Origin of the sequence: Telluria antibiotica (genome assembly GCF_011682055.1) — a bacterium.
GTDB lineage: Bacteria > Pseudomonadota > Gammaproteobacteria > Burkholderiales > Burkholderiaceae_D > Telluria > Telluria antibiotica.
Genome location: NZ_JAAQOM010000002.1, coordinates 258,451 through 280,386, shown reverse-complemented (window position 1 = coordinate 280,386; position 21,936 = coordinate 258,451). Strand labels below are relative to the sequence as shown.

The following is a 21,936-nucleotide window of genomic DNA, read 5'->3' as shown; positions in this document are numbered from 1 at the left end:
CGACGTAGCCGACGACCGCCGCGGCGCCGCAAACGGGGCCGCGGCGGTTTTTTTACATCTGCCGGAACAGGTGCGCGAACAAGGGACTCACGCGCACCTTGTCGGTCCGGTTGCGCAGGTGCAGCGTCAGCTTGCCCGCGTCGTCGCGGCTGGCGCTCGCCACGTGGCGCAGGTTGACGATGGCGCCGCGGCTGACCTGGCGGAACTGGTCCGGGTCGAGCTGCGGCAGCAAGTCCTTCAGGCTCAGGCGGATCAGCGCGTCGCCGTCGCCACTGGCCACGTTGACGTATTTGTCGAGCGCCTGGAAGTACGCCACGTCCTGCACGGGAATCATGCGCACGACGTTGCCGACGGCCGCGCGGATCATCGTCAGGCGCTCGGCCGCCGCGCTGGCCGGCAGCAGGGCGCGCATCTGCTCGACGAGGCCCGCGAGCCCGTCGCCGGCAGCGCCGTCCGCGGCGGGGGCCAGGCGCGCCTTCAGGCGTTCGACGGTGCGCGCGAGGCGCGCGTCAGTCACCGGCTTCATCACGTAATCGACGGCGGCCTGCTCGAACGCCCGCACGGCGTAGTCGTCGTACGCGGTGACGAACACGATGTGCGGGAACGGCCCCGCGTCGTCCCAGCGCTCGGCCAGCTCCTGGGCGGCGTCCAGGCCCGTCTGGCCCGGCATCTTGATGTCGAGGAACAGGATGTCGGGGTGCAGCTCGAGCGCCTGCTGGACGGCGGCGACGCCGTTCGGCGCGGTGCCGACGATGTCCAGTTCGGGCCACAGGCGGCGCAACGTGGCGGCGAGCGTGGCGGCCAGGATCGGTTCGTCCTCGGCGATGAGGGCGCGCGGCGTGGATGGGTTCATGCGGTCTCCAAAGGAAGCGTCAGGCGGGCCAGCACGCCGTGCGGCTGGGCGGGAATCAGGGTCAGCGCGGCGCGCGCGCCGTACAGCGCCCGCAGGCGTTCGCGCGTCGTCGTCACGCCGACGCCCGTGCCTTTCGCGGCCGGCTCGGTGTCGTTCAGGCCGAGGCCCGTGTCGGTCACGCAGATCTCGAGCACGCCGTCGTACGCGCCGGCTTCGACGGTGACGGTGCCGCCCTCGATCTTCGGCTCCAGGCCGTGGATGATGGCGTTTTCGACGAGCGGCTGCAGCAGCATCGCGGGCAGGCGCGCGGCGCGCAGGGCGGCGGGCAGGATGCAGCGGTACGACAGCCGCGCGCCCATCCGCACGGCCATCAGGCCGAGATAGGCCTCGGCCGCGTCGAACTCCTGCGCCAGGGTCGTCGTCTCGGCCCGCGTGGCGGACAAGGTGGCGCGCAGGTACTGGATCAGATGGTCCAGCATCCGGTTCGCCGCCTGCGGGTCGATGGCGATCAGGCCCTGCAGGTTCGCGAGCGTGTTGAACAGCATGTGCGGCTCGATCTGCGCCTGCAGCAAGCGCAGTTGGGCCTGCAGCGCCTGGCGTTCGATGGTCTCGGCGCGCACGCGGGCTTCCGTGCGTTCCAGCTTCATGCGCTCGATGCGTTCGCGGTTCAGGATCATCAGCACCATCGCGCTGATGCCCATCAACGTGAACAGGATCATGCTGCGCTGGCCGCGCTCGTTCGGGTAGTCGTGTAGGTCGGGCCAGCCCGTCCCGAGGATCGCGCCGCCGATCACGATGCCGCAGTAGTGCGCGACGGGTGCCGTCACGACGAGCAGCAGGAGGTAGGGCACCAGCCAGCGCCGCCGCCGCGCCGGGTCGTCCAGCCAGGCGAGGCGCACGCCGTCGAGGATCGTCATCGCGACGACGCCAATGGCGATCGAGTACACCATCTGGTCGTACATCTCGTACGTCTTGCCGTTGACGAGCGTGATGAGGACGGCGGCGAGGGCGCTGACGGCGATCGTGAGGCCGAAGTCGTCGGCCAGCCGGCGCCATTTGGGGCGGACGCCGGCGGACGGCGGGTGGAGCGGGGCGAGGGCGGTCATGGCGGTCTGCGGTGCTGTGCGATTGCGGGCATTGTGCCGCCGCGCCCCGGCGGCGGCAAGGCGCGTGCGACGAAACGGCGTGCCGGCGGCGCGAAACGGGGCTGGCGGCGACCGGAGCCTGCACGCCGCCCGCGGTCCGCGTCGGCGATAATGGCACCACCATCCACTCTCTTCCCACGACATGGACTTCCAGTTCCTCGGCACCTCGTCCGGCACCCCGACGAAGACGCGCAACGTGACGGGCCTCGCCCTGCGCGGCCCCGCCGGCGGCTGGTCGCTCGTCGACTGCGGCGAGGGCACGCAGCACCGCATCCTGCAGACCAGGTTGTCGCTGCACGACCTGCGCGCCGTCTTCGTCACGCACCTGCACGGCGACCATTGCTACGGCCTGCCGGGCCTGCTGGCCAGCGCGGGCATGCAGAACCGCACGGCGCCGCTGGCGATCGTCGGCCCGCCGCCGTTGTGGCGCTTTCTCGAAGGCGTGATGGCGACGACGGAACTGGGGCTGCCGTATGCGCTCGAGTTCATCCCCATCGACGACCTGGCCGGCAACGCGGTGCTGCCCGACCTGGCCGTCGACGCGATCGCGCTGTCGCACCGGATGCCGTCGTATGCGTTCCGCTTCACGGAGCGTGCGGTGGAGCGCAGGCTCGATGCGGCGCGCCTGCGCGCGGCGGGTATCGCGCCCGGGCCAGCGTGGGGAGACCTGCAGCGCGGCGTCGACGTCATGCTGGCCGACGGCCGCGTGCTGCGTGCGGACGACTGGCTGCTGGCGCCGCGCAAGGCGCGCACGATCATCGTGGGCGGCGACAACGACGACCCCGGCCTGCTGCTGGACGCGGCGCGCACGGCCGACGTGCTCGTCCACGAGGCGACGTACACGGAAGAGATCCTGCAAAAAGTGGGACCGGGCCCGATGCACAGTTCCGCGCTGCGCACGGCGCGCGCGGCCGCGGCGGCCGGGGTGCCGAATCTCGTGCTCACGCACTTCAGCCCGCGCTACCAGGACGGCGACGGGCCGCTGTCGCTGGCGGCGCTCGAGGCGGAGGCGCGCGGCGCGTACGGCGGCAACCTGTTCCTCGCGCGCGATTTCGACCGCTATGTGCTGGAGCGCGACGGGGCGTGCCGGCTGCACGTCCCGGCCTGAATCCAGCGGCCGCTGCCGCAAATATTTTTTGTAACACGCGAAAAAACCTGCGATATCGGTTTTTATTTTCGAATCGATTTCTTTTCCAAAAAAGTTATCGCGCGGAGGCTCATCGATATCGATATTTTTCGTTTCTCGGATGAATTCCCGTTTTTTGGAATCGCAAGCATTTCCTGGTTGAAATCTGTAAATTTTCCGGTCGAATCAGGCACTTAGGCGCGCCGTCACCCCGGTTGCAAAGCATTCGAAAATACCTCATTCTCCGCCCGTGATATGGATGACCGTATCGCCGCACGCATAATTATTACGACGGAGATTACCTTGAACAATCTGCTATCCCGCGCGGGATGGGGAGCGTTGCTCGCTTCCTGTTTCATCGCCGCCGATGCCGGCGCCCAGGCCGGCGCCACCTTGCCCACCTTCCAGAACGCCTCCGTGCATGACCCGTCCGTGATCAAGGTCGGCGACACGTTCTACGTGTTCGGCTCACACCTGGCGTCGGCCAAGTCGAAGGACCTCATGAAATGGACGCAGATGACCGACAGCGTCAGCGCCACCAACCCGCTGTTCCTGAACGGTTCGAAGAACGTCTACACGGAACTGGCCGAGACGTTCGCGTGGGCGAATTCGTCTACGCTGTGGGCCCCGGACGTGCGCCAGCTCGCGGACGGCAAGTACTACATGTACTACGACGCGTGCGAGGGCGACGCACCCCGGTCCGCGCTGGGCGTGGCGGTCGCGAACAACGTCGAGGGCCCGTACGTCAACAAGGGCGTCATCCTGAAGTCCGGCATGTGGGGCCAGGCGAGCTACGACGGCACGATCTACGACGCGCAGAAGCATCCGAATACGGTGGACCCGAACGTCTTCTTCGACAACGCGGGCAAGCTGTGGATGATCTACGGCTCGTATTCGGGCGGCATCTTCATCATGCAGATGAACCCGGCCACGGGCATGCCGTACCCGAACCAGGGCTACGGCAAGCGCCTCATGGGCGGCAATCACGCGCGCATCGAAGGCGCGTACGTGATGTACAGCCCGGCCACGGCGTACTACTACCTGTTCACGTCGTTCGGCGGCCTCGATGCGAACGGCGGCTACAACATGCGCGTGGCGCGTTCGACGAATCCGGACGGTCCGTACTACGACGCGCAAGGCAACGCGATGGCGAACGTGAAGGCCGATCCGTCGAAGCCGTTGTTCGACGACGCGTCGATCACGCCGTACGGCGTCAAGCTGATGGGGAACTTCCTGTTCGAGCGCAAGCTGGGCGAGGCGGGCACCGGCATCGGCACGGGCTATGTCTCGCCTGGCCACAACTCCGCGTGGTACGACCCGGCGACGGGCAAGCACTTCCTGATCTTCCACACGCGCTTCCCGGAACGGGGCGAGCAGCACGAGGTGCGCGTGCACCAGATGTTCATGAACGCGGACGGCTGGCCCGTCGTCGCGCCGTACCGCTACGCCAACGAGACGCAACCCGCGTTCCTGCGGCCCGAGTTCGTGTTCGGCGACTACCTGTACGTCAACCACGGCAAGGATATCACCGCGACGATCAAGAAGTCGCAGCTGATCACGTTGAACGCCAACGGCAGCATCACGGGCGCGGTGACGGGCACGTGGCGCCGGCTGGGCGGCAACCAGGTCGAGATCAACCTGCCGGGCGCCTCCACGTACAAGGGCGTGCTGCTCACGGAATGGGACGAGACGTCGAAGTCGTACGTGACGACGTTCACCGCGTCGTCGCGCGAAGGCGTCGCGATCTTCGGCAGCCGCCTCATCCCGCGCACCGACATGCAGGTGGCGACCGCCATCTACAATGAGCTGAGCCTGGGCGCCACGACGGCCGTGACGGGCAACCTCACGCTGCCGACGACGGCCGCGCGCAACGCCGTCATCACGTGGACCTCCTCGAACCCCTCGGTCGTCAGCAACACGGGCGTCGTCACGACGCCGGCGAGCGGCGCCATCAACGTCACGTTGACGGCACGGATCACGAAAGGCGCGATCACGTTGACGAAGACGTTCACCGTCACCGTGCGCAAGCTGGGCGGCCTCGTCGCCTACTACGCCTTCGACGGCAACCTGTCCGACTCGAACGGCGCGTTCGCGCCCGGCGCCGTCATCGGCAACAAGATCGACGTGGCGGGCGGCAGCCTGGCGTACGGCGCCGGCGTGCGCGGCAACGCGGCCGTGTTCGACGGCGCGACGGGCGTGCGCCTGCCGAACGGCCTGATCTCGTCGAACACGTACACCGTGGCGATGTGGCTGAAGCCCGCGCAGCTGACGGCGTTCACGCCCACGTTCTTCGGCGCGCGCACGACGGATTCCTGGATCAGCTTCCTGCCGATGGGCCATGGCTTCGTGAACGGCGCGACGATGCTGTGGTCGGGCACCGCATGGTACGACGCGGGCCTCGGGATGAACATCCCCGTCAACCAGTGGTCGCACGTGGCGTTCAGCGTCAACAACGGCGCCGTCAACGTGTACGTCAACGGCGTCAAGCGCTTTGCCGGCACGGGCTTCCCGAACGTGTTCACGACGACGACCGGCACGTTCGCGCTCGGCGTGAACTACTGGGACACGCCGTACAAGGGCGCGATCGACGAACTGCGCATCTATAACGCCGCGCTCTCCGACGCCGAAGTCGCCGGCCTCGCGCACTGAAAGGGACGAGCATGAAAAAGACCATCATCGGCCTCGCGCTGCTGGCCGCCTGCACGCTGGCCAACGCGGCCGTCATCCACTTCGACGACCTGTCCGGCGACGAGACGCAGCCTATCGCCGCCGGCTACGCGGGCTTCAACTGGGACAATATGGGGACCGTGCGCGCCGACACGTATCCGGGCAGCGGCTTCGACACGGGCACCGTTTCGTCGCTGAACACGGCGTTCAACGCGTACGGCGCGCCGGCGGCGATCTCGTCGGCGGACGGCAACGCATGGCAGTTCACGGGCGCGTTTTTCACGTCGGCGTGGGTCGACCAGGAGATCTCGTTCGAGGGCTGGCGCAGCGGCACGCAGCTGTTTGCGTCCGGCGCGTACACGATCGATACGACGGGGCCGCGCTGGATCGAGCTCGATTGGGCCGGCATCGACACGCTCGTCGTCTACAACAGCAGCCCGACACAGTGGGCGATGGACGAGTTCACGGTGCCGGAGCCGGGGTCGCTCGCGCTGATGAGCACCTCGCTGGCCGGGTTGATGTTCGCGCGGCGGCGCAAGCGCAGCCGGGTGTCGTGACATCGGTGGGCACGGGGTGCCCACCCTACCGCCACGCTTGCGTTGCGTAGGGTGGGCGGCCTCCGCCCACCAAACACATGATTCACCGCGTCATTCGAGATGTTCGTGGTGCTCCGCCACACCGCGTTTCCAATACGCCGACACGCGTGTCGCCTCGCGCGGCACGCCCTTGTCGTTCAACACGGCGCGCACCTGCGCCATCAGCGCCGCTTCGCCACCGCCCCACGCGAACCCGCGCCCGTCCGGCAGGGCGAGCGCCCGCACATCCGCCACGAGATCCTCCGCCGTGTCGAACCAGCGCACGTCGACGTCGGCCGCGCCCGCGAAGGCGCGGCGGTCTTCCCGCGCCGCGTGTGCGCGCACGAGCACGCGGCCGGCGCGCGGCAGCTCTTCCAGCCGGCGCGCGATCGCGGGCAGGGCGGTGGCGTCGCCGACCAGCAGCTGCCAGTCGAGATCGGGCGGCAAAATCATCGACCCGCGCGGCCCGCCGACGACGACGCGCTGGCCGGGCGCCGCCTCGCGCGCCCACGTCGACGCCTTGCCGTCGCCGTGCAGCGCGAACTCGATGACGAGCGCGCGGGCTTCGCGGTCGAAGCGGCGTGGGGTATAGTCGCGCCTCACCTGCGCGCCGTCCGCGGCCGTGAACATGAATTTGACGTGATCGTCAAACGACAGCGACACGAAGTCGGCCAGCGCCTCGCCCGTGAACGTGATGGCGGCGAAGCCGTCGCCGAGGCGGTCGACGCGCGCGACGGTGAGCTCGCGCAGCTTGAGTTCATGGCGCACGCGGCGTACAAACGTGTCTTGTCGATCTGCTGGCGGCATCGTCGCTCCGAAAACTAGTTGATAATGTCCCCTATTATGCGAAACAAAGTTGATAAAGTCAACCAAAAGCCTCCGTCGCCCGCGCTGGAGGTGCTCGAGCGCGTGCATGACATCATGCACCTGTACCGTTCCGCGCAGCAGCGCAGCCTGCGCGCGGGCCCGCACGACCTGGCGCACATGGAGATCAAGGTGCTGGGGTTCTTCGCGCGCCGGCCCGGGGCGACGCAGAGCGACCTGGCCGCGCATTCGGGACGCGACAAGGCCCAATTGGCGCGCCTCGTGCGCGGCCTGCGCGACCGGGGCCTGCTGAAGGCCGTGACCGACGAGGCGGACAAGCGCAGCACGCGCTTGTCGTTGTCGGATGAGGGGAAGGCGATGTTCGCCGCGCTGCACGTCCACGACGGCGCATTGGCCGAGGCGGCGCTGGACGGCATCCCGGACGCGGATCGCGCGACCTTGCTGGACCTGCTCGCGCGCGTGCACGCGAACCTGGAGGCGGGCCAGGGCTGACCCGAGAAGTGGTCAGGCGGGCAGTTCGGCCAGCGGCACTTCGCGCCGTTCGGCCGCGCTGATGCGGCCCGCGTCCAGCAGGCGCATCACCGTGAGCGCCTCGCGCGCCGGCACGGGGTTCGGTCCCGTGCCGAGCAGGGCGTCGCGGATGCCCGCGTAATAGGCCGGGTAGGCGCCGTTTTCCGTCGGCAGGCTGGATGTCGCAACCGTCCCGTCGCGCAGCACGGCCAGGGTGCCCGCTTCCGTGTCGACGCCCCACGTGGCCGGGGCGCCGGTCGGACGGTGGCCCGCGATCAGTGCGGCCTCCTGCGGGTCGAGGCTCTGCTTGACCCAGCTGCCCTGCAAGCCGTGCAGCGCGATGCGCGGGCGCGCGATGGCGGCGACCATGCTGGCGCCGAGGTCCACGCGCAGGCCGTCCGCGTAGCGCAGGCGCGCCTGGAACTGGTCTTCGCAGCGGCTGCCGGGGCGCAGCAGCGGCAGGTCGGCCTCGATGGCCAGCGGTTCGCCGAAGTACAGCAGCGTTTCGTCCAGCAGGTGCGGGCCCAGGTCCATCCAGATGCCGCCGCCGGCGTCAGCGTCTTCCTTCCAGCGCGCCTGCGGTTGCGGGCGGAAGCGGTCGAAATGCATGGACGCGTGGCGCACCTGGCCCAGCGTGCCGGCGGCCAGCAGGCGCAGCGCGGTGCGCGTCGTGCTGTCCCAGCGGCGGTTGTGGTAGACGCTCAGCAGCAGGCCCTTGTCGTCGGCCAGGCGCACGAGCGCGGCGGCCTGCGCCGCGGTGTCCGTGAACGGCTTGTCGACGACGACGTGCTTGCCCGCTTCCAGCGCGGCTTGCGCGAGCGGGAAGTGCGTCGCATTCGGGCTCGCGAGCACGACGAGTTGCACGGCCGGATCGGCGAGGAGGGCGGCCGGGTCGGCGTGGACGGTCACGGGGCCGAGGTCGGCGCGCACCTTGTCGCCGTTGCGGCTCGCGACGGCGGCGATGGACAGGCCAGGCGTCGTGCGCAGCAGCGGCGCGTGGAAGACCTGGCCGGCGAAGCCGTAGCCGATGAGTCCAACGTTGATCGTGTCAGCGGTCATGTGTTCCTTGTAGTAGAGCAGGTTAGTGCGGCAGCGCGAGCCCGGCAGGACGGGGGCTTGTTCCGCGCGCGCTGCTGCGGGCGATCGTTTGCACGTCCAGGGGCCGCGTGACGCGGTAGCGCGCCAGCGCGGCGGCGCCCACGGCCACGGCCTGCACGCCGAAGTGCGACGTGCGTATGGCCGGCGGCTGCAGCATCGCCGCGTGCGCGTACGCGGCCAGCACGTGGCGCGCGGGCGCGATGAACGCGTCGCCCAGCTGCAGCGCCGGACCGCCGATGACGATCGCCATCGGATCGAAGCCGGCCCACAGATTGTTGAGCAGGATGCCGAGCTGGCGCCCGGCCGCATCGACGGCGGCGCACCTGGCCGCATCGCCCTCGGCCACGCGCCGGAACAGGTGCTCCAGCGCGGGATGGCTCGGGCGCTCGCGGCCCAGCAGCGAATCGAGGCCGATCAGCGCGTCGGCGCAGCCGCGCCGTCCGCACGAGCATAGCGGGCCGCCGGCTTGCAGGATCGTGTGGCCCACTTCGCCGGCGAAGCCCGACAGGCCCGTCAGCAGGTGGTCGTGGACGATCACGCCGGCGCCCACGCCATACCCGATCGACAAGTAGATCAGCGGGTCGGTGCCCGACTGGTCGGCGAATTCGAACTCGCCCAGTGCCGCCACGTTCGCCTCGTTCTGCATGTACAGCGGCAGCCCGTCCAGCGGCGAACCGGCGACGTGGGTGTGCACGACGCCGGCCACGTCCACGTCGCGCCAGCCGAGGTGTGGCGCGTGGTGCAGGATGCCGCGCGCTTCGTCGACGGCGCCGTGCAGGCCGAAGCCCACGCCGAGCACGCGCCGTCCCGGCGCGTTTGCGCCCGGACGCCCCAGCCGCTTCGCGAGCTTCACGAGCGCGAGCGTCGCCTGGCGGATGCAGGCTTCCGCGTCGCCGGCGTCCTCGTACGTGAGGATCCGGGTGTCGAGCACCTCGCCCAGCAGGTTGGTGGCGACGACGCGCGCCTCGTCCACGCCCAGGTCGGCACCGAGCAGGGCCAGGTGCGACGGGTCGAGGTGCAGCGGCGTGGCGCGCCGGCCCACTTCCCCCGTCACGAGCAATTCGCTTTCCGTGAGCCAGCCTTCGTCGACGAGTTCGCGCACGAGGAGGCTGATGGTCGACTTGGTCAGGCCCAGCACGTCGGCGAGCGCCGCGCGCGACAGTCCGGGCTGGAGGCTGACCTGGCGTACCAGTGCCATGCGGTTCAGTTGCTTGAGGAGTTGCTGGTCACCGGTTACGGGCATGGGCGGAGAAAATCAAGTGGAGTGTGATGATTATGCAACAGATTGGAAAATTTTGTACATCATGCATTAAGCATAAATATGATGACGCAGGCGTTGGCTGGTGAAAAGTATAACGGCGCCGCTTGCGCAGCGGGTTGGAACGAAGTGATTGATTTATTTATGAAATCGATTTCTTTAACATTCCCGAATACTTTTATACGTGCGTTACGTAACGGCCGTTTTCGCGCTCGCAGTCCCGTCCGGAATGGTGCGAGAGCGCACGTTCGACGTGCATACGGTTGGTTCGACCGATTGACCAATCCATGGAATCTTCTTTAATCTTGAGCAAATGATGTCCGCTATCAATGACCAGAGAGTCATTCACGCAACGGTCCGAGGGCCTGCGTCGGCGGATGACCACCGCGCCGGCAGAGACCGGCGGGGAGCGCAAGGAGTCGTACCACCACCACGACGCCGCCGCCGTCGGGCGCGGCGACGATTTTTCGAGAGACGAGAGGAGACACAGTGCAGCACACCAAGAGGGTTTTTTCCCATCACCTGAACACGAGGCATCGCCTGATCAGCCTTGCCGTCGCAAGCGCCTGCGCCGCCCTGGTCGGACCGGCCTACGCGCAGGACGCCGGCACCGGCACGAGCAACGGCGCCGCCAACGGCATCGCTACACCGGCGGACGCCGCCGGCACCACGCCGGTGCAAGGCGTTGCGACGAACACCGTCGTGGTGACCGGTATCCGCGCCAGCATGCAGTCCACGCTGAACCTGAAGCGTAACTCTGACGGCATCGTGGACGGCATCGTGGCGGACGACATCGGCAAGTTCCCCGACACGAACCTGGCCGAAGCGGTCCAGCGTATCTCGGGCGTGTCGATCGACCGCAACCGCGGCGAAGGCGCCAACGTCACCGTGCGCGGCGTCGGACCGGACCTGAACATGGTCCTGCTGAACGGCCGCCAGATGCCGACGGCGAACCTGGGCGACCAGGCCGGCCGCGCGTTCGACTTCTCGAACCTGGCGTCGGAAGCCGTGTCGCAGATCCAGGTGTACAAGAGCGCACGCGCCGACACGCCGCCGGGCGGCATCGGCGCCACCTTGAACATCATGACGGGCCGTCCGCTCGACATGGGCAATCGCGCCACGTTCGGCGTGAAGGGCGTGTACGACAAGTCCAACAACAACCTGCCGAAGATCGACGCGGCGAGCAAGAAGGTCACGCCGGAAGTCTCGGGCCTGTACAGCACGACGTGGAACGACGGCATGTTCGGCTTCGCCGTCACGGGCAGCTACCAGGAGCGCAACCTCGGCGTGAACCAGGCGGCCGTCACCAACGGCTGGCTCGGCCCGTTCCACGGCAACACCGTCAGCCAGGACCCGGGGCCGATCCCCGTGTCGGGGGTGGGCGTGACGAATCCGCCGAAGGCCAGCGACATCTACCTGACGCCGCAGAACCTGTCGTACTTCGTGCGCGGCTCGCAGCGCCAGCGTACGAACGGCCAGCTGACGTTCCAGTTCCGTCCCGTGAAGGACATCACGACCACGCTGGACTACACGTACGCGCAGAACAAGATCCAGACCAAGTACCACGAGCTGTCGGTCTGGTTCAACCACCCGCTGAACGCGCAGACGAGCAGCTGGACCAACGGCCCGATCGCCTCGCCGCTGTACTACGAAGAGCAGGTGACGAACCAGGACATGGCGATGAACGGCGGCGACTTCGCCACCAAGTCGAGCTTGGACTCGATCGGCTTCAACACCCAGTGGCGCGTGTCACCCGCGTTGCGCCTGTCGCTCGACATGCACCACTCGGTGGCCGAGTCGAAGAAGGACAGCCCGTTCGGCTCGAACAACGACCTGGCGACCGTCAGCTTCTCGCGCAACACCACCGGCGTCGACTTCACGCACGAGATGCCGGTCCTCGTCATCCCGGCCGGCGCCGACTACACGGCCGCGCCGAACCAGGTGTCCGGCTCGTGGTTCCAGGATGGCCTGAACAAGATGAAGATCGACCAGATCCAGGCCGGCGGCAGCCTGAAGCTGTTCGAATCGTCGAACCTGAATTTCGGCCTGTCGCACTCGAAGGTCAACAACCACTCCGTGTTCCAGCAGGTGCAGCGCGACTCGTGGGGCGGCACGTCGAAGACCCCGGGCACCGACTACAACCAGAACCTGTGGTTCGCGGACACCATCAGCCAGTACTTCAGCAAGCTGGGCGGCTCGAACGATCCGCGCATGTACAACCGCTACAACCTGTTCGACTTCGCCGCCGTGCGCGACAACGCGATCAAGGTCACGGGCGACCAGGCCGGCTACACCCCGAGCCTGTCCAACCCGAGCTTCAACCGCACGACGATCGAGAAGACGAAGGCGCTGTACATGCAGTTCAACACGGACTGGGATACGGCGATGCCGATGCACACGGGCGTGGGCTTCCGCTACGAGAAGACGGACGTCTCGTCGACCGGCCTGTTGAAGCAGCCGACGCAGGTCAACTGGATCTCGCAGAACGAGCTGCCGATCGTGTTCGGTACGCAGACCTTCCAGACCCAGTCGGGCAGCTACAGCAACTTCCTGCCCACGCTGGACTGGGACATGGACGTGCGTGACGACCTGAAGGTCCGCGCCAGCTACGGCGTGTCGATCGGCCGCCCGCGCTACGACCAGATCGAGGGCGGCACGACGTACAGCGCGACGGCGGGCGTGACCGGCACGACGGCGAACCGCGGCAACCCGGGCCTGTCGCCGGTGAAGTCGAAGAACCTGGACCTGTCGGCCGAGTGGTATTACACGAAGCAGAGCATGGTCTCGCTGGGCCTGTTCTACAAGGACTTGTCCGACTACGCGGGCCAGACCGTCGTGAACGAACCGTCGACGACGGCGACGACGCCGGTGGGCGGCGCGTACTGGAACGCGGCGCTCGCGTCGGGCTGCGTGGCGACCGACACGAACTGCATGCGTAACTACATCCTGTCGCACTTCGCCGGCCAGCCCGGCGTGACGGCGACCGGGACCAACGCGGCGGGCAACCTGACGGGCACGATCAGCGGCATCGCGGGCGACCCGGCGCTGCCGTACCAGGTGACGACGTTCATCAACCAGGACAAGGCATCGCTGAAAGGCGCGGAAGTCAACTGGCAGCACATGTTCAGCAACGGCCTCGGCTTCCAGGCCAACTACACGTACGTGAAGTCGAGCCTCAAGTACGACAACATGGGCATGGGTAACCAGTTCGCGCTCGTCGGCCTGTCGAACTCCGCCAACCTGGTTGGTATCTACGAAGACCAGAAGTGGTCGATCCGCCTGGCGTACAACTGGCGCGGCGAGTTCCTCGCGAGCGTGGCCGACAACGGCAAGCCGAACCCGCGCTACGTCGAGCCGTACGGCCAGACCGACCTGTCGATCGGCTACAACGTGAACAAGAACCTGTCCGTGTCGCTGGAGGCGATCAACCTGACCGACTCCACGCAGCGCACGCATGGCCGTACCGACATGCAGGTGTTGACCGTCACGACCGGCGGCCCGCGCTACATGCTGGGCGCGCGCTACAAGTTCTGACGATGTACTGACGCAGCGGCGCGCCATGCGCCGCCGGATCGAAGGGGCGTCCTGCGGGGCGCCCCTTTTTTCGTTGACGCCGTTGTTGTCGAATCAGATACTCTGTCGACGGTATGTTCACTCATCGATAGGGACGATATGAAACGCGCGCACTGGTTACTGGTTTTCTCATCCCTCGGCAGCGCCAGTCCCCTGGCGCAGGGTGCCGACCTGACGCCGCCGCAGAAGCAGCTGCGCGGCATCTATCAGGAACTGGTCGAGACCAACACGACGAATTCCACGGGGTCGTGCACCGTGGCCGCGACGAAGATGGCGAAACGCCTGAAGGCCGCCGGCTATCGCGACGAGGACGTGCGGATCATCGTGCCGCCGGGCGGCCCTGCCAAGGGCAACCTGGTGGCGCGCCTGAAGGGTGACGGCAGCAGGAAGCCGCTGCTGATGCTGGCCCATATCGACGTGGTGGAAGCCAACCGCGCGGACTGGTCGCGCGATCCATTCAAGCTCGTCGAGGAAAACGGCGTGTTCTACGCGCGCGGCGCGTCCGACGACAAGGCGATGGCGTCCGTGTTCGTCGCCAACATGATCCGCTACAAGAACGAAAAGCTGGCGCTGAAGCGCGACGTCATCCTGGCGCTCACCTGCGACGAAGAGATGGTGCCGTCGCAGTTCGACGGCGCGGAGTACCTCGTCAAGCACCATCGCGACCTGATCGATGCCGAGATCGCGCTCAACGAAGGGGGCGGCGGTTACCTCGACAAGGACGGCAAGCCGCTCCGTCACGGCATCCAGGCCGGCGAAAAGATCTACCAGAGCTTCCAGCTGGAGGTGACGAACGGGGGCGGCCACAGCTCGCTGCCGATGCGCGACAACGCCATCTATCGACTCGCGGAAGGCTTGTCCCGGCTGGGGAAATTCGAGTTCCCGTTCAGGCTGTCGGACGTCACGCGCAAGTTCTACGAGAAGTCGGCGCAGGTCGAGCAGGGGCAGGTCGCCGCCGATATGAAAGCGATCCTCGCCGACCCGCCCGACCGGGCGGCGCTCGATCGGCTGTATGCGGTGCATCCGATGCACAACGCGACCGTGCGCACGACCTGCGTGGCGACGAAGGTCGAGGCGGGACATGCGGACAATGCGTTGCCGCAGCGCGCCCGCGCGACCGTCAACTGCCGCATCCTGCCCGACGAATCCATCGGCGACGTGCAGCGGACGCTGGAACGCGTCGTGGCCGACGACGCGATCAAGATCACCCGCATCGGCGAGGGCGTGGCCAGCCCGATGCCGCCATTGACGCCGACGCTCATGAACGCGGTGGAAGACATCAGCAACGACCTGTGGCCCGGCGTGCCGGTCATCCCTACGCTGCTGCCCGGCGGGACGGACGGCCGCTTCCTGAACAATGCCGGGATTCCGACGTATGGCATCAGCGGCATGTTCGGCGGTCCGGAACCCTCCGGCGCGCACGGCCTGAACGAGCATCTGCGCGTCAAGTCGCTGTATGACGGCCAGGAGTTCCTGTACCGGCTCGGCAAACGGCTGGCGACGGAATAGGCGGCCGATGGTAGCGTGTAGCAACGCGAATTCACCATTATTTTCCTTGCTTTGGCGGTTTTAGCGATTGCGCATGTGAACGCTAACAGCGACAATAACGCTTCAACAATAATGCGCACGCCGCGGCCGTCGGCCGGCACCGTGCCGAGGAGACGCCTCCATCCGTCCGCCGCGCGCGGCCGCGGGCCATAAAGCCCGTAAAGACAGTCTCTCCGGCCCGTCGCCGCTCCGCGCTCAAGCGTCGCCCGATTCACCCCCTGCGATAGAGGACTGGATGAGACTTACCCCGCACCGCATGCTGATTGCGCTAACATCGGCGCTCGCTTTCGTACCCGCTGCCTTCGCCGCCCCGTTGACGACCCTGGACCGTAATGGCGCCTGGGTGTCGGTGGAAGCGTACGGCCCGAACGTCGTCCACGTGACGATCGCCGTCGACAAGGACGAGGTCTTGAAGGGTCCGGGCTACGGCATCCTGAAGAAGAATGCCGACAACGGCGCGTTCCGCCACAGCGCGGGCAACGACGGCGACACGTTCACGTCGAACGGCATGACCGTGCACGTGAACGCGGCACCGCCGGCACGCACGCCGAGCCAGCCGGAGAAGTATTTCGCGCCGTCGCTGGCGTCGGTGGGCCTGCAGGTCAAGAACGCCCGCGGCGAGAAGGTCCTCGACATGCAGGGCTGGGAGATGTCGCCGCAGACCGTCTCCGGCGAGAAGACGTACCAGGTCGGCGCCACGTTCGCCGCCGCCCCCGACGAGCACTACTACGGCATGGGCCAGAACCAGGAGTCGACGGGCCCGCTGGACCTGCGCGGCCGTACGCTCGACTGCAAACACTGGTACGACGCGCCCGCGGGCGAGACCGTGTGCGTGCCGTTCATGGTGTCGTCGAAGGGCTACGGCATCGTGTGGGACAACCCGTCGGCCACGCGCTTCAATGCAGGCATCCACGGCCGCACGAGCTTCCAGTCGCAAGTGGGCGAGCGCGTGTCGTTCTTCATCATCACGGGCAACACGGCCGACGAGATCTACTCGGGCTACGCGCGCGTGACGGGCAAGACGCCGATCCCGCCGAAGGCCGCGTTCGGCCTGATCCAGTCGAAGGCGCGCTATTCCAGCCAGGACGAAGTGCTGAACGTCGCGAACACCTATCGCCAGAAAAAATACCCGCTCGACGTGATGGTCGTCGACTGGTTCTACTGGACCCGCATGGGCCAGATGGACATCAACCCGGCCGAGTTCCCGGACCCGGACGGCATGAACAAGAAGCTGCACGACATGGGGATGCAGTCGATCGTCTCGATCTGGCCGCGCTTCGAAACGGCGGGCCGCTACTTCAATGAACTGGATGCGAAGGGCTATCTGCTGAAGGACAAGGACGGCAAGACCGTCGACGGCCTGCCGTTCCGTTCCGATCGCACCGGTGGCCTGATCGACGCGACGAATCCGAAGGCGCGCCAGTGGTTCTGGGAGAAGTCGCGCGACAACATCCTGTCGCACGGCTTCGACTATCCGTGGCTGGACGAGACGGAACCGGACCTCGTGCCGGACGGCTTCTTCTACTCGATCGGTTCGGGCGACCGCTTCCACAACCTGTTCCCGCTGCTGCACGTGGAAGGCGTGGCCGACAATATGCGTGCCTGGAAGCCGAACAAGCGCGTGCTGATCCTGTCGCGCGCCGCCTACCTCGGCTCGCAGCGCACGGGTGCGCTGTTCTGGTCGTCGGACGTCAACCCGACGTGGGAAGCGCTGCAGCGCCAGATCCCGACAGGCCTGAACATGACGGCGTCCGGCATCGCCCTGTGGGGCAACGACATCGGCGGCTGGCAAGGCCTGCCGGGGTCGACGACCGCCACGAAGCCCCCGCTGCTCGACCCGTCCGACGCGCGTGACGTCGTCGGCCAGTACAACGACTATCCGGAACTGCTGACCCGCTGGTTCGAGTACGGCACCTTCCTGCCCACGTTGCGCCTGCACGGCGACCGCAAGCGCACCGAGATCTGGGCGTTCGGCAAGGAGGCGGAAGCCGTCATGGCCCGCTACGACACGCTGCGTTACCAGTTGATCCCGTACATCTACAGCCAGGCCAAGTTCACGCACGACACGGGCGCCCCGTTCATGCGCGCCCTGTGGATGGACTTCCCGCACGATCCGAACGTCGCGAACATCGGCACCGAATACATGTTCGGCCCCGCGTTCCTCGTGGCGCCGGTGACGGAGCAGGGCCAGACGGAGAAGAACGTCTACCTGCCGGCGGGCACCGACTGGTACAACTTCTGGACCGATGAAAAGGTCGCCGGCGGCCAGTGGGTCAAGGTCGCATCGCCGATCGACCGCATCCCCGTGTTCGTGAAGGCCGGCTCGATCGTCCCGTTCGGCACCGACGTCCAGTCGACGGCGACGAAGCAGGGCATCGCCCACATCAAGGTCTACCCGGGCCGCGACGGCGCGTTCGACCTGTACGACGACGACGGCGTTTCGTACGACTACGAGAAGGGCAAGGGCACGACGACGCGCCTGCAGTGGAACGACGGCGCCGGCAAGTTGACGGCCAGCGGTGGCGATGCCAACGTGGCCAAGAACGTGTCCAGCCTCGTGAAGGTCGCGGGCAAGTAAGCGCAGCGCTTCACGTAAAACGCCGTCCCGGTGATGCCGGGACGGCTTTTTTTATTTGCGTGGCACGGGATACTGCGGCACGAACGTCAATTGGCGCCGGCGAGCGTCCACGTGAACCGCACCCCATCGCTCCCATCCGGCACTGGCCCAGGACTGTCCGCGCGCATCGCATGCGAGACCGGATCGACGCGCAGGAAGCGGTTCGTGACGAGCGACATCAGCACGAGTTCCCCCGTCGGCGTCTCGACCCACTGGAAGCTCTCCGCGTTGCCGGGCTGCCCGTTGCGCGCGCCCACGCGGCCGCCCGCATCGACGCTGGCCCAGGCCGCGCCCGATTGCAGCGCCACGCGGCCGAGCCCCATGTCCTTCACGCGATACGACGCCACCTTGCGGCCGGACGGGAATGCCGCAAGCTGGATACGCCGGCCCGCCGGGATCGCGCGCATCAGCCCGTGCGGATTGGGCTGGTACACGTCGATGCTGTCGAAGTCCGCGTACCCGCCGGCCTTGCCGGCCTGGTTGTAATTGAAGAGGGCATAGCGCACGCCCTGGAACGTCTTCAGCTGGAACACCATCGTGAACGGTTCGCCGATCGGCGTAAACGCCCTGCCGTCCACCGACCACGAGAAGCGCGCCTGCTCCGTGAGGAAATCGCAGTCTGCGCGCAGCATCACGCGCGTGGCGAGCGCGGGCAGCGGCACGCGCACGGTGCGGTCGCGCGCCTGGTCGTACAGCGCCAGCTGCAGGCCGGTGGCCGTCTTTTCCACGCCCAGCGTCGCATACGGCAGGTTCAGGAGGGCGAGACCGGCGACGTCGCCGTCGGCGAGGCCGGATGCATCCAGAGTCACCGTCGGTGACGAACGCGGGCCGATGGCGCGTTGCGTCAGCGTGTCGCGGGCCTGCCAGAACGACGTCGCGGGCAGGGCGTGCAGGCGCAGGAAGCCGGGCCGCTCCGTCAGCGACCACTGCCCGTCGACGGGCACGTGGTTCCACTGCCAGACTGGTTGCAGGATCGACGCCGAAAAATCGTCGCTGCGCGCATACGGCACCGTGACCGGCGAGGGCGCCGCCGTCTTCGGCTTGACCCACGTGCGCGGATTGCGTCCCAGGTTGCCGGGCAGGCCGAAGTAGGGCCAGCCGTCCTTCCACGTGATCGGCGCGAGGCTGAGCAGGCGGCCGACGGAATTAAAATCCTGCATCGAGAAGCCCCACCATTCGCCGGCCGGCGTCAGCACGATGCCGCCCTGGTGCAGCGAGTTGGCGTTGCGGGCGGACGGGTCGGGCGGCACGATCGCCGTCGGCGTCTTGTTGTCCGCGAGGCGGTAGCCCTTGGCCATGCCGAAGTCCTCGTCGCGGCTGATGGCCTGGTTTACTTCGTACGGTCCGTCCACCTTGTCCGCGCGCGCGGCCGGCATGCGGAAGCCTCCCGCGTAGTTGGCCGACAGGATGTAGTACTTGCCCTGGATTTTGTAAATGTGCGCGCCTTCGCCCATGCCCGCGTCCTGCGCGAACAAGATCTTTTCCGTGCCGGGCACGATGTCCGTGAGGTCGTCCGTCAGCCGGGCGACGTGCATGCGCTGGTGGTCCCACACGACCCACGCCGTGCCGTCGTCGTCGAACAGCACGGACAGGTCGTGCAGGCTGCGCTTCATCTCGCGCCGCGTCCACGGCCCGCGCGGGTCGGTGGCCGAGAAGACCTGCGTGGCGCGGCCGTTCACGTTGCTGAAGATGTAGAACGTGCCGTTCCGGTAGCGCAGGCTCGGCGCCCAGATGCCCTGGCCGTAGATGCTCTTGCCGTCCTCAAGCCGGTAGGCGGGGCCGAAGTCCAGCTTGTCGACGGCATAGCTCAGGAATTCCCAGTTCACGAGGTCGCGCGAGCGCAGGACCGGCAGGCCCGGCATCGCGTGCATCGTGGTGCCGGTCAGGTAGAACCAGTCGCCCACGCGGATCAGGTCCGGGTCGGAGAACTCGTCGTAGAACAGCGGGTTCGTGAAGGTGCCGTTGCCGTTGTCGGGTGTCCATGTCTTGGTCGACAGGCCGGTGGCAGGGCGGGGTTCTTCCTGTGCGCGCGTGGGTGCGCACAGGCAGGCGAGGGCGGTGCACACGGCGAGGGCCGCTGCGGCAAGACGGGGGCGAGGTGGGGTCATGTGGGTCCGGTGGCGTTCAGGTCATCCGGCAATGTAGGGCATGCGTGATAGCGCTGTCAAAACGGCCGGGTGCCGCCGGGCGCCGCCGGGTGTGCTTTCAGGGTTGGGAGTGCAAGTGCCTGTTATTGCAGGGATTTTTCGCACCGCAGAGCAAAAACGGCTGGCCTGCACACGGTCGGTACTTGGAAATCTGCAACTAACCGACGCGCGCGATGCCGAACCCGATATCGGTCGCGATGAAAAATTCATCGCTCCCGCGCGATCAGGTGGGCGCGGGGCGGCGGCGGATCACCGCTGGACGGGCGGGACGGGCTGCTCGGCGAGTGATTGCAGCGGCGCCGCCGTCGCGGCCGCGGCCACACCGGGTGGCGGCGCCACGCGCACGGGGCGGCTGTGCAGGTTGGCGGACGAGGGCGCGTCGCTTGCCGGTCCGGGCACCGCGTCCCACACGGGTGGCGCGATGCCCTCGAACACCGACTTCAACTGCTGGCCCCAGGTGTTGCGCAGCAGCTGGAAGTACTGGTTGTTCTCGTCGATGGTGACGAAGCGCGTGACGGCCAGGCTGCCGTCTTCGTACACGAGCATGTCGAGCGGCAGCCCGACGGACACGTTCGAGCGCAACGTGGAATCCATCGAGATCAGTGCGCATTTTGCCGCGTCGTCCAGCGAGGTGCGCGGGGTGACGACGCGATCGATGATCGGCTTGCCGTACTTCGCCTCGCCGATCTGGAAATAGGGGTTTTCGTCGTGCGATTCGATGAAGTTCCCCGCCGAATACACGTAGAACAGGCGGCAGCGTTCGCCCCGGATCTGGCCGCCGAACACGATGCTGATGTTGAAGTCGACGCCGTGCTCCGCCAGCTTGCCGGCTTCCTGCCGGTGCACCGTGCGCACGGCTTCGCCGACGATGCGCGCGGCCTCGAACATGTCCGGCGCGTTCCAGATCGTCATGCCGTCGGCACCGACGTGGCTGGACACGATCTGGCGCACGGCCTGCGAGATCGACAGGTTCCCGGCGGTCATCATGACCATCAGCCTGTCGCCCGCATGTTCAAAGACGCTCAGCTTGCGGAACGTGCCCACCTGATCGACACCGGCGTTGGTGCGCGAATCGGCCAGGAACACGAGGCCGGCGTTGAGGCGCATGCCCACACAATAAGTCATCGACGATATCCGTTGCGGTTCGGGAAAGGCGCCATTCTACATGCTCGCGACGCGCTCACTGGACGGGGACGATCTGCGCTTCGACGCGCATGATCTCGGCGCCGCCGCCGCGCCGCATGCCGCGCACGGGCGCCGCCGATTCGTAGTCGCGTCCGATCGCGAGGCGGCAGTACCCCTCCGTCATCAGGTGCGCATGCGTGACGTCGATGCTGACCCAGCCCGTGAAGTCGGGATCCTCGACCCACGCGTCGACCCAGGCGTGGCTGGCCGCATGGCCCGTCGAGCCGGGGTCGATGTAGCCGGACACGTAGCGCGCGGGTATCCCGTGCGCGTGGCAGCAGGCGAGGAAGATGTGGGCGTGGTCCTGGCAGACGCCGGCGCCGAGCGCCATCGCCTCGGCGGCCGTGCTGGCGACGTGGGTGGCACCCGTTTGGTACGCGACCGCACCGTGGATGTGCGCGGCGAGCCGCAGCAGGTCGTCCGTGCCGACACGATTGCCGAGGGCCGGCAGGCAGGTCGCCGCGAATTCGGCGAGCAGGGGCGTCGGCCGCGTCAGGGGCGTCGGCACCGTGAAGATCAGCGGGGGCAGGCTGTCGTGCGCGCGCAGGCGGCCACCGGGCAGCGGCACCGTCGCGACGATGCCCTCGACCACGATGCGGACGGCGTCGTGCGGCGCGTTCAACGTGAGCATGTGCGACGCGTTGCCGTAGGCGTCCACGTAAGCGGCGCAATGGCCCGGCGTCGCGATGTGCCAGGACAGCACCTGCTGCTGCGGTTCGGCGCGCGGCGTCAGGTGCAGCTGCTCGATGCTGTAGGCCTGCGGCTCGGTGTAGCGGTACAGGGTCTCGTGGCGGATCGACAGGTGCATG

Annotated in this window: 15 protein-coding genes; 7 read left to right on the top strand and 8 right to left on the bottom strand. The window is 67.4% G+C overall.

The features are described 5' to 3' along the window. Window positions 1-52: 52 nt before the first annotated feature. Together HAV22_RS04235 and HAV22_RS04230 are read right to left on the bottom strand one after the other, a co-directional pair. Complete coding sequence (locus tag HAV22_RS04235) at window positions 53-853, bottom strand: LytR/AlgR family response regulator transcription factor (RefSeq protein ID WP_166856836.1); 801 nt, start codon at window positions 851-853, stop codon at window positions 53-55. Further along, window positions 850-1,959 carry a sensor histidine kinase gene (locus tag HAV22_RS04230; protein ID WP_166856834.1) on the bottom strand — a complete coding sequence of 370 codons (1,110 nt, stop codon included), beginning with the start codon at window positions 1,957-1,959 and terminating at the stop codon, window positions 850-852. The genes HAV22_RS04235 and HAV22_RS04230 overlap by 4 nt, the downstream gene beginning before the upstream one ends. A 181-nt stretch (window positions 1,960-2,140) precedes the next feature. Here HAV22_RS04230 and HAV22_RS04225 point away from each other — a divergent pair, with 181 nt between their 5' ends. The 3 genes from HAV22_RS04225 (at window position 2,141) to HAV22_RS04215 (ending at window position 6,348) form a co-directional block, all read left to right on the top strand. Beyond that, entirely contained in the window at window positions 2,141-3,106 is a 966-nt protein-coding gene (locus tag HAV22_RS04225; protein ID WP_166856832.1) for an MBL fold metallo-hydrolase, read from the top strand. Window positions 3,107-3,427: 321 nt separating this feature from the next. After that, window positions 3,428-5,773: a family 43 glycosylhydrolase gene (locus HAV22_RS31615; protein WP_308789192.1), complete on the top strand. Its 2,346-nt coding sequence runs from the start codon at window positions 3,428-3,430 to the stop codon at window positions 5,771-5,773. An 11-nt stretch (window positions 5,774-5,784) separates the two neighbouring features. Then, window positions 5,785-6,348 (top strand): PEP-CTERM sorting domain-containing protein, encoded by a 564-nt coding sequence (locus HAV22_RS04215; RefSeq protein WP_166856828.1) that lies wholly within the window; start codon window positions 5,785-5,787, stop codon window positions 6,346-6,348. A gap of 90 nt (window positions 6,349-6,438) precedes the next feature. Here the strand turns inward: HAV22_RS04215 and HAV22_RS04210 are convergent, their stop codons facing one another. Beyond that, on the bottom strand, window positions 6,439-7,173 hold the full coding sequence (locus tag HAV22_RS04210) for a siderophore-interacting protein (RefSeq protein WP_166856826.1): 735 nt from the start codon (window positions 7,171-7,173) through the stop codon (window positions 6,439-6,441). 36 nt (window positions 7,174-7,209) lie between these two features. On the opposite strand from HAV22_RS04210, the gene HAV22_RS04205 reads away from it, so the two are divergent. Beyond that, entirely contained in the window at window positions 7,210-7,683 is a 474-nt protein-coding gene (locus HAV22_RS04205; RefSeq protein ID WP_166856824.1) for a MarR family winged helix-turn-helix transcriptional regulator, read from the top strand. A gap of 12 nt (window positions 7,684-7,695) precedes the next feature. Here the strand turns inward: HAV22_RS04205 and HAV22_RS04200 are convergent, their stop codons facing one another. After that, a complete protein-coding gene (locus HAV22_RS04200; protein ID WP_166856819.1) occupies window positions 7,696-8,760 on the bottom strand; it encodes an oxidoreductase in 1,065 nt (354 codons plus the stop codon). Between the two features lie 22 nt (window positions 8,761-8,782). Then, complete coding sequence (locus tag HAV22_RS04195) at window positions 8,783-10,042, bottom strand: ROK family transcriptional regulator (RefSeq protein ID WP_166856818.1); 1,260 nt, start codon at window positions 10,040-10,042, stop codon at window positions 8,783-8,785. Window positions 10,043-10,546: 504 nt separating this feature from the next. Between HAV22_RS04195 and HAV22_RS04190 the strand changes: the two genes are divergently transcribed. From HAV22_RS04190 to HAV22_RS04180, 3 genes are all read left to right on the top strand, one after another. Beyond that, complete coding sequence (locus HAV22_RS04190) at window positions 10,547-13,591, top strand: TonB-dependent receptor (protein ID WP_166856816.1); 3,045 nt, start codon at window positions 10,547-10,549, stop codon at window positions 13,589-13,591. Between the two features lie 138 nt (window positions 13,592-13,729). Further along, window positions 13,730-15,139: a M20/M25/M40 family metallo-hydrolase gene (locus HAV22_RS04185; protein WP_166856814.1), complete on the top strand. Its 1,410-nt coding sequence runs from the start codon at window positions 13,730-13,732 to the stop codon at window positions 15,137-15,139. 274 nt (window positions 15,140-15,413) lie between these two features. Next, the gene (locus HAV22_RS04180; protein ID WP_208296047.1) at window positions 15,414-17,756 is read left to right on the top strand and encodes a glycoside hydrolase family 31 protein; all 2,343 of its coding nucleotides are present in this window, start codon (window positions 15,414-15,416) and stop codon (window positions 17,754-17,756) included. An 86-nt stretch (window positions 17,757-17,842) separates the two neighbouring features. Here the strand turns inward: HAV22_RS04180 and HAV22_RS04175 are convergent, their stop codons facing one another. The 3 genes from HAV22_RS04175 to HAV22_RS04165 form a co-directional block, all read right to left on the bottom strand. Beyond that, the gene (locus HAV22_RS04175; protein WP_166856812.1) at window positions 17,843-19,903 is read right to left on the bottom strand and encodes a glycoside hydrolase family 43 protein; all 2,061 of its coding nucleotides are present in this window, start codon (window positions 19,901-19,903) and stop codon (window positions 17,843-17,845) included. A gap of 288 nt (window positions 19,904-20,191) precedes the next feature. Beyond that, window positions 20,192-21,067, bottom strand: coding sequence for a proteasome-type protease (locus HAV22_RS04170; RefSeq protein ID WP_166856810.1), 876 nt, complete (start codon window positions 21,065-21,067; stop codon window positions 20,192-20,194). 55 nt (window positions 21,068-21,122) lie between these two features. Next, window positions 21,123-21,935 carry a transglutaminase family protein gene (locus tag HAV22_RS04165; protein ID WP_166856808.1) on the bottom strand — a complete coding sequence of 271 codons (813 nt, stop codon included), beginning with the start codon at window positions 21,933-21,935 and terminating at the stop codon, window positions 21,123-21,125. Between the last annotated feature and the right edge of the window lies 1 nt (window position 21,936).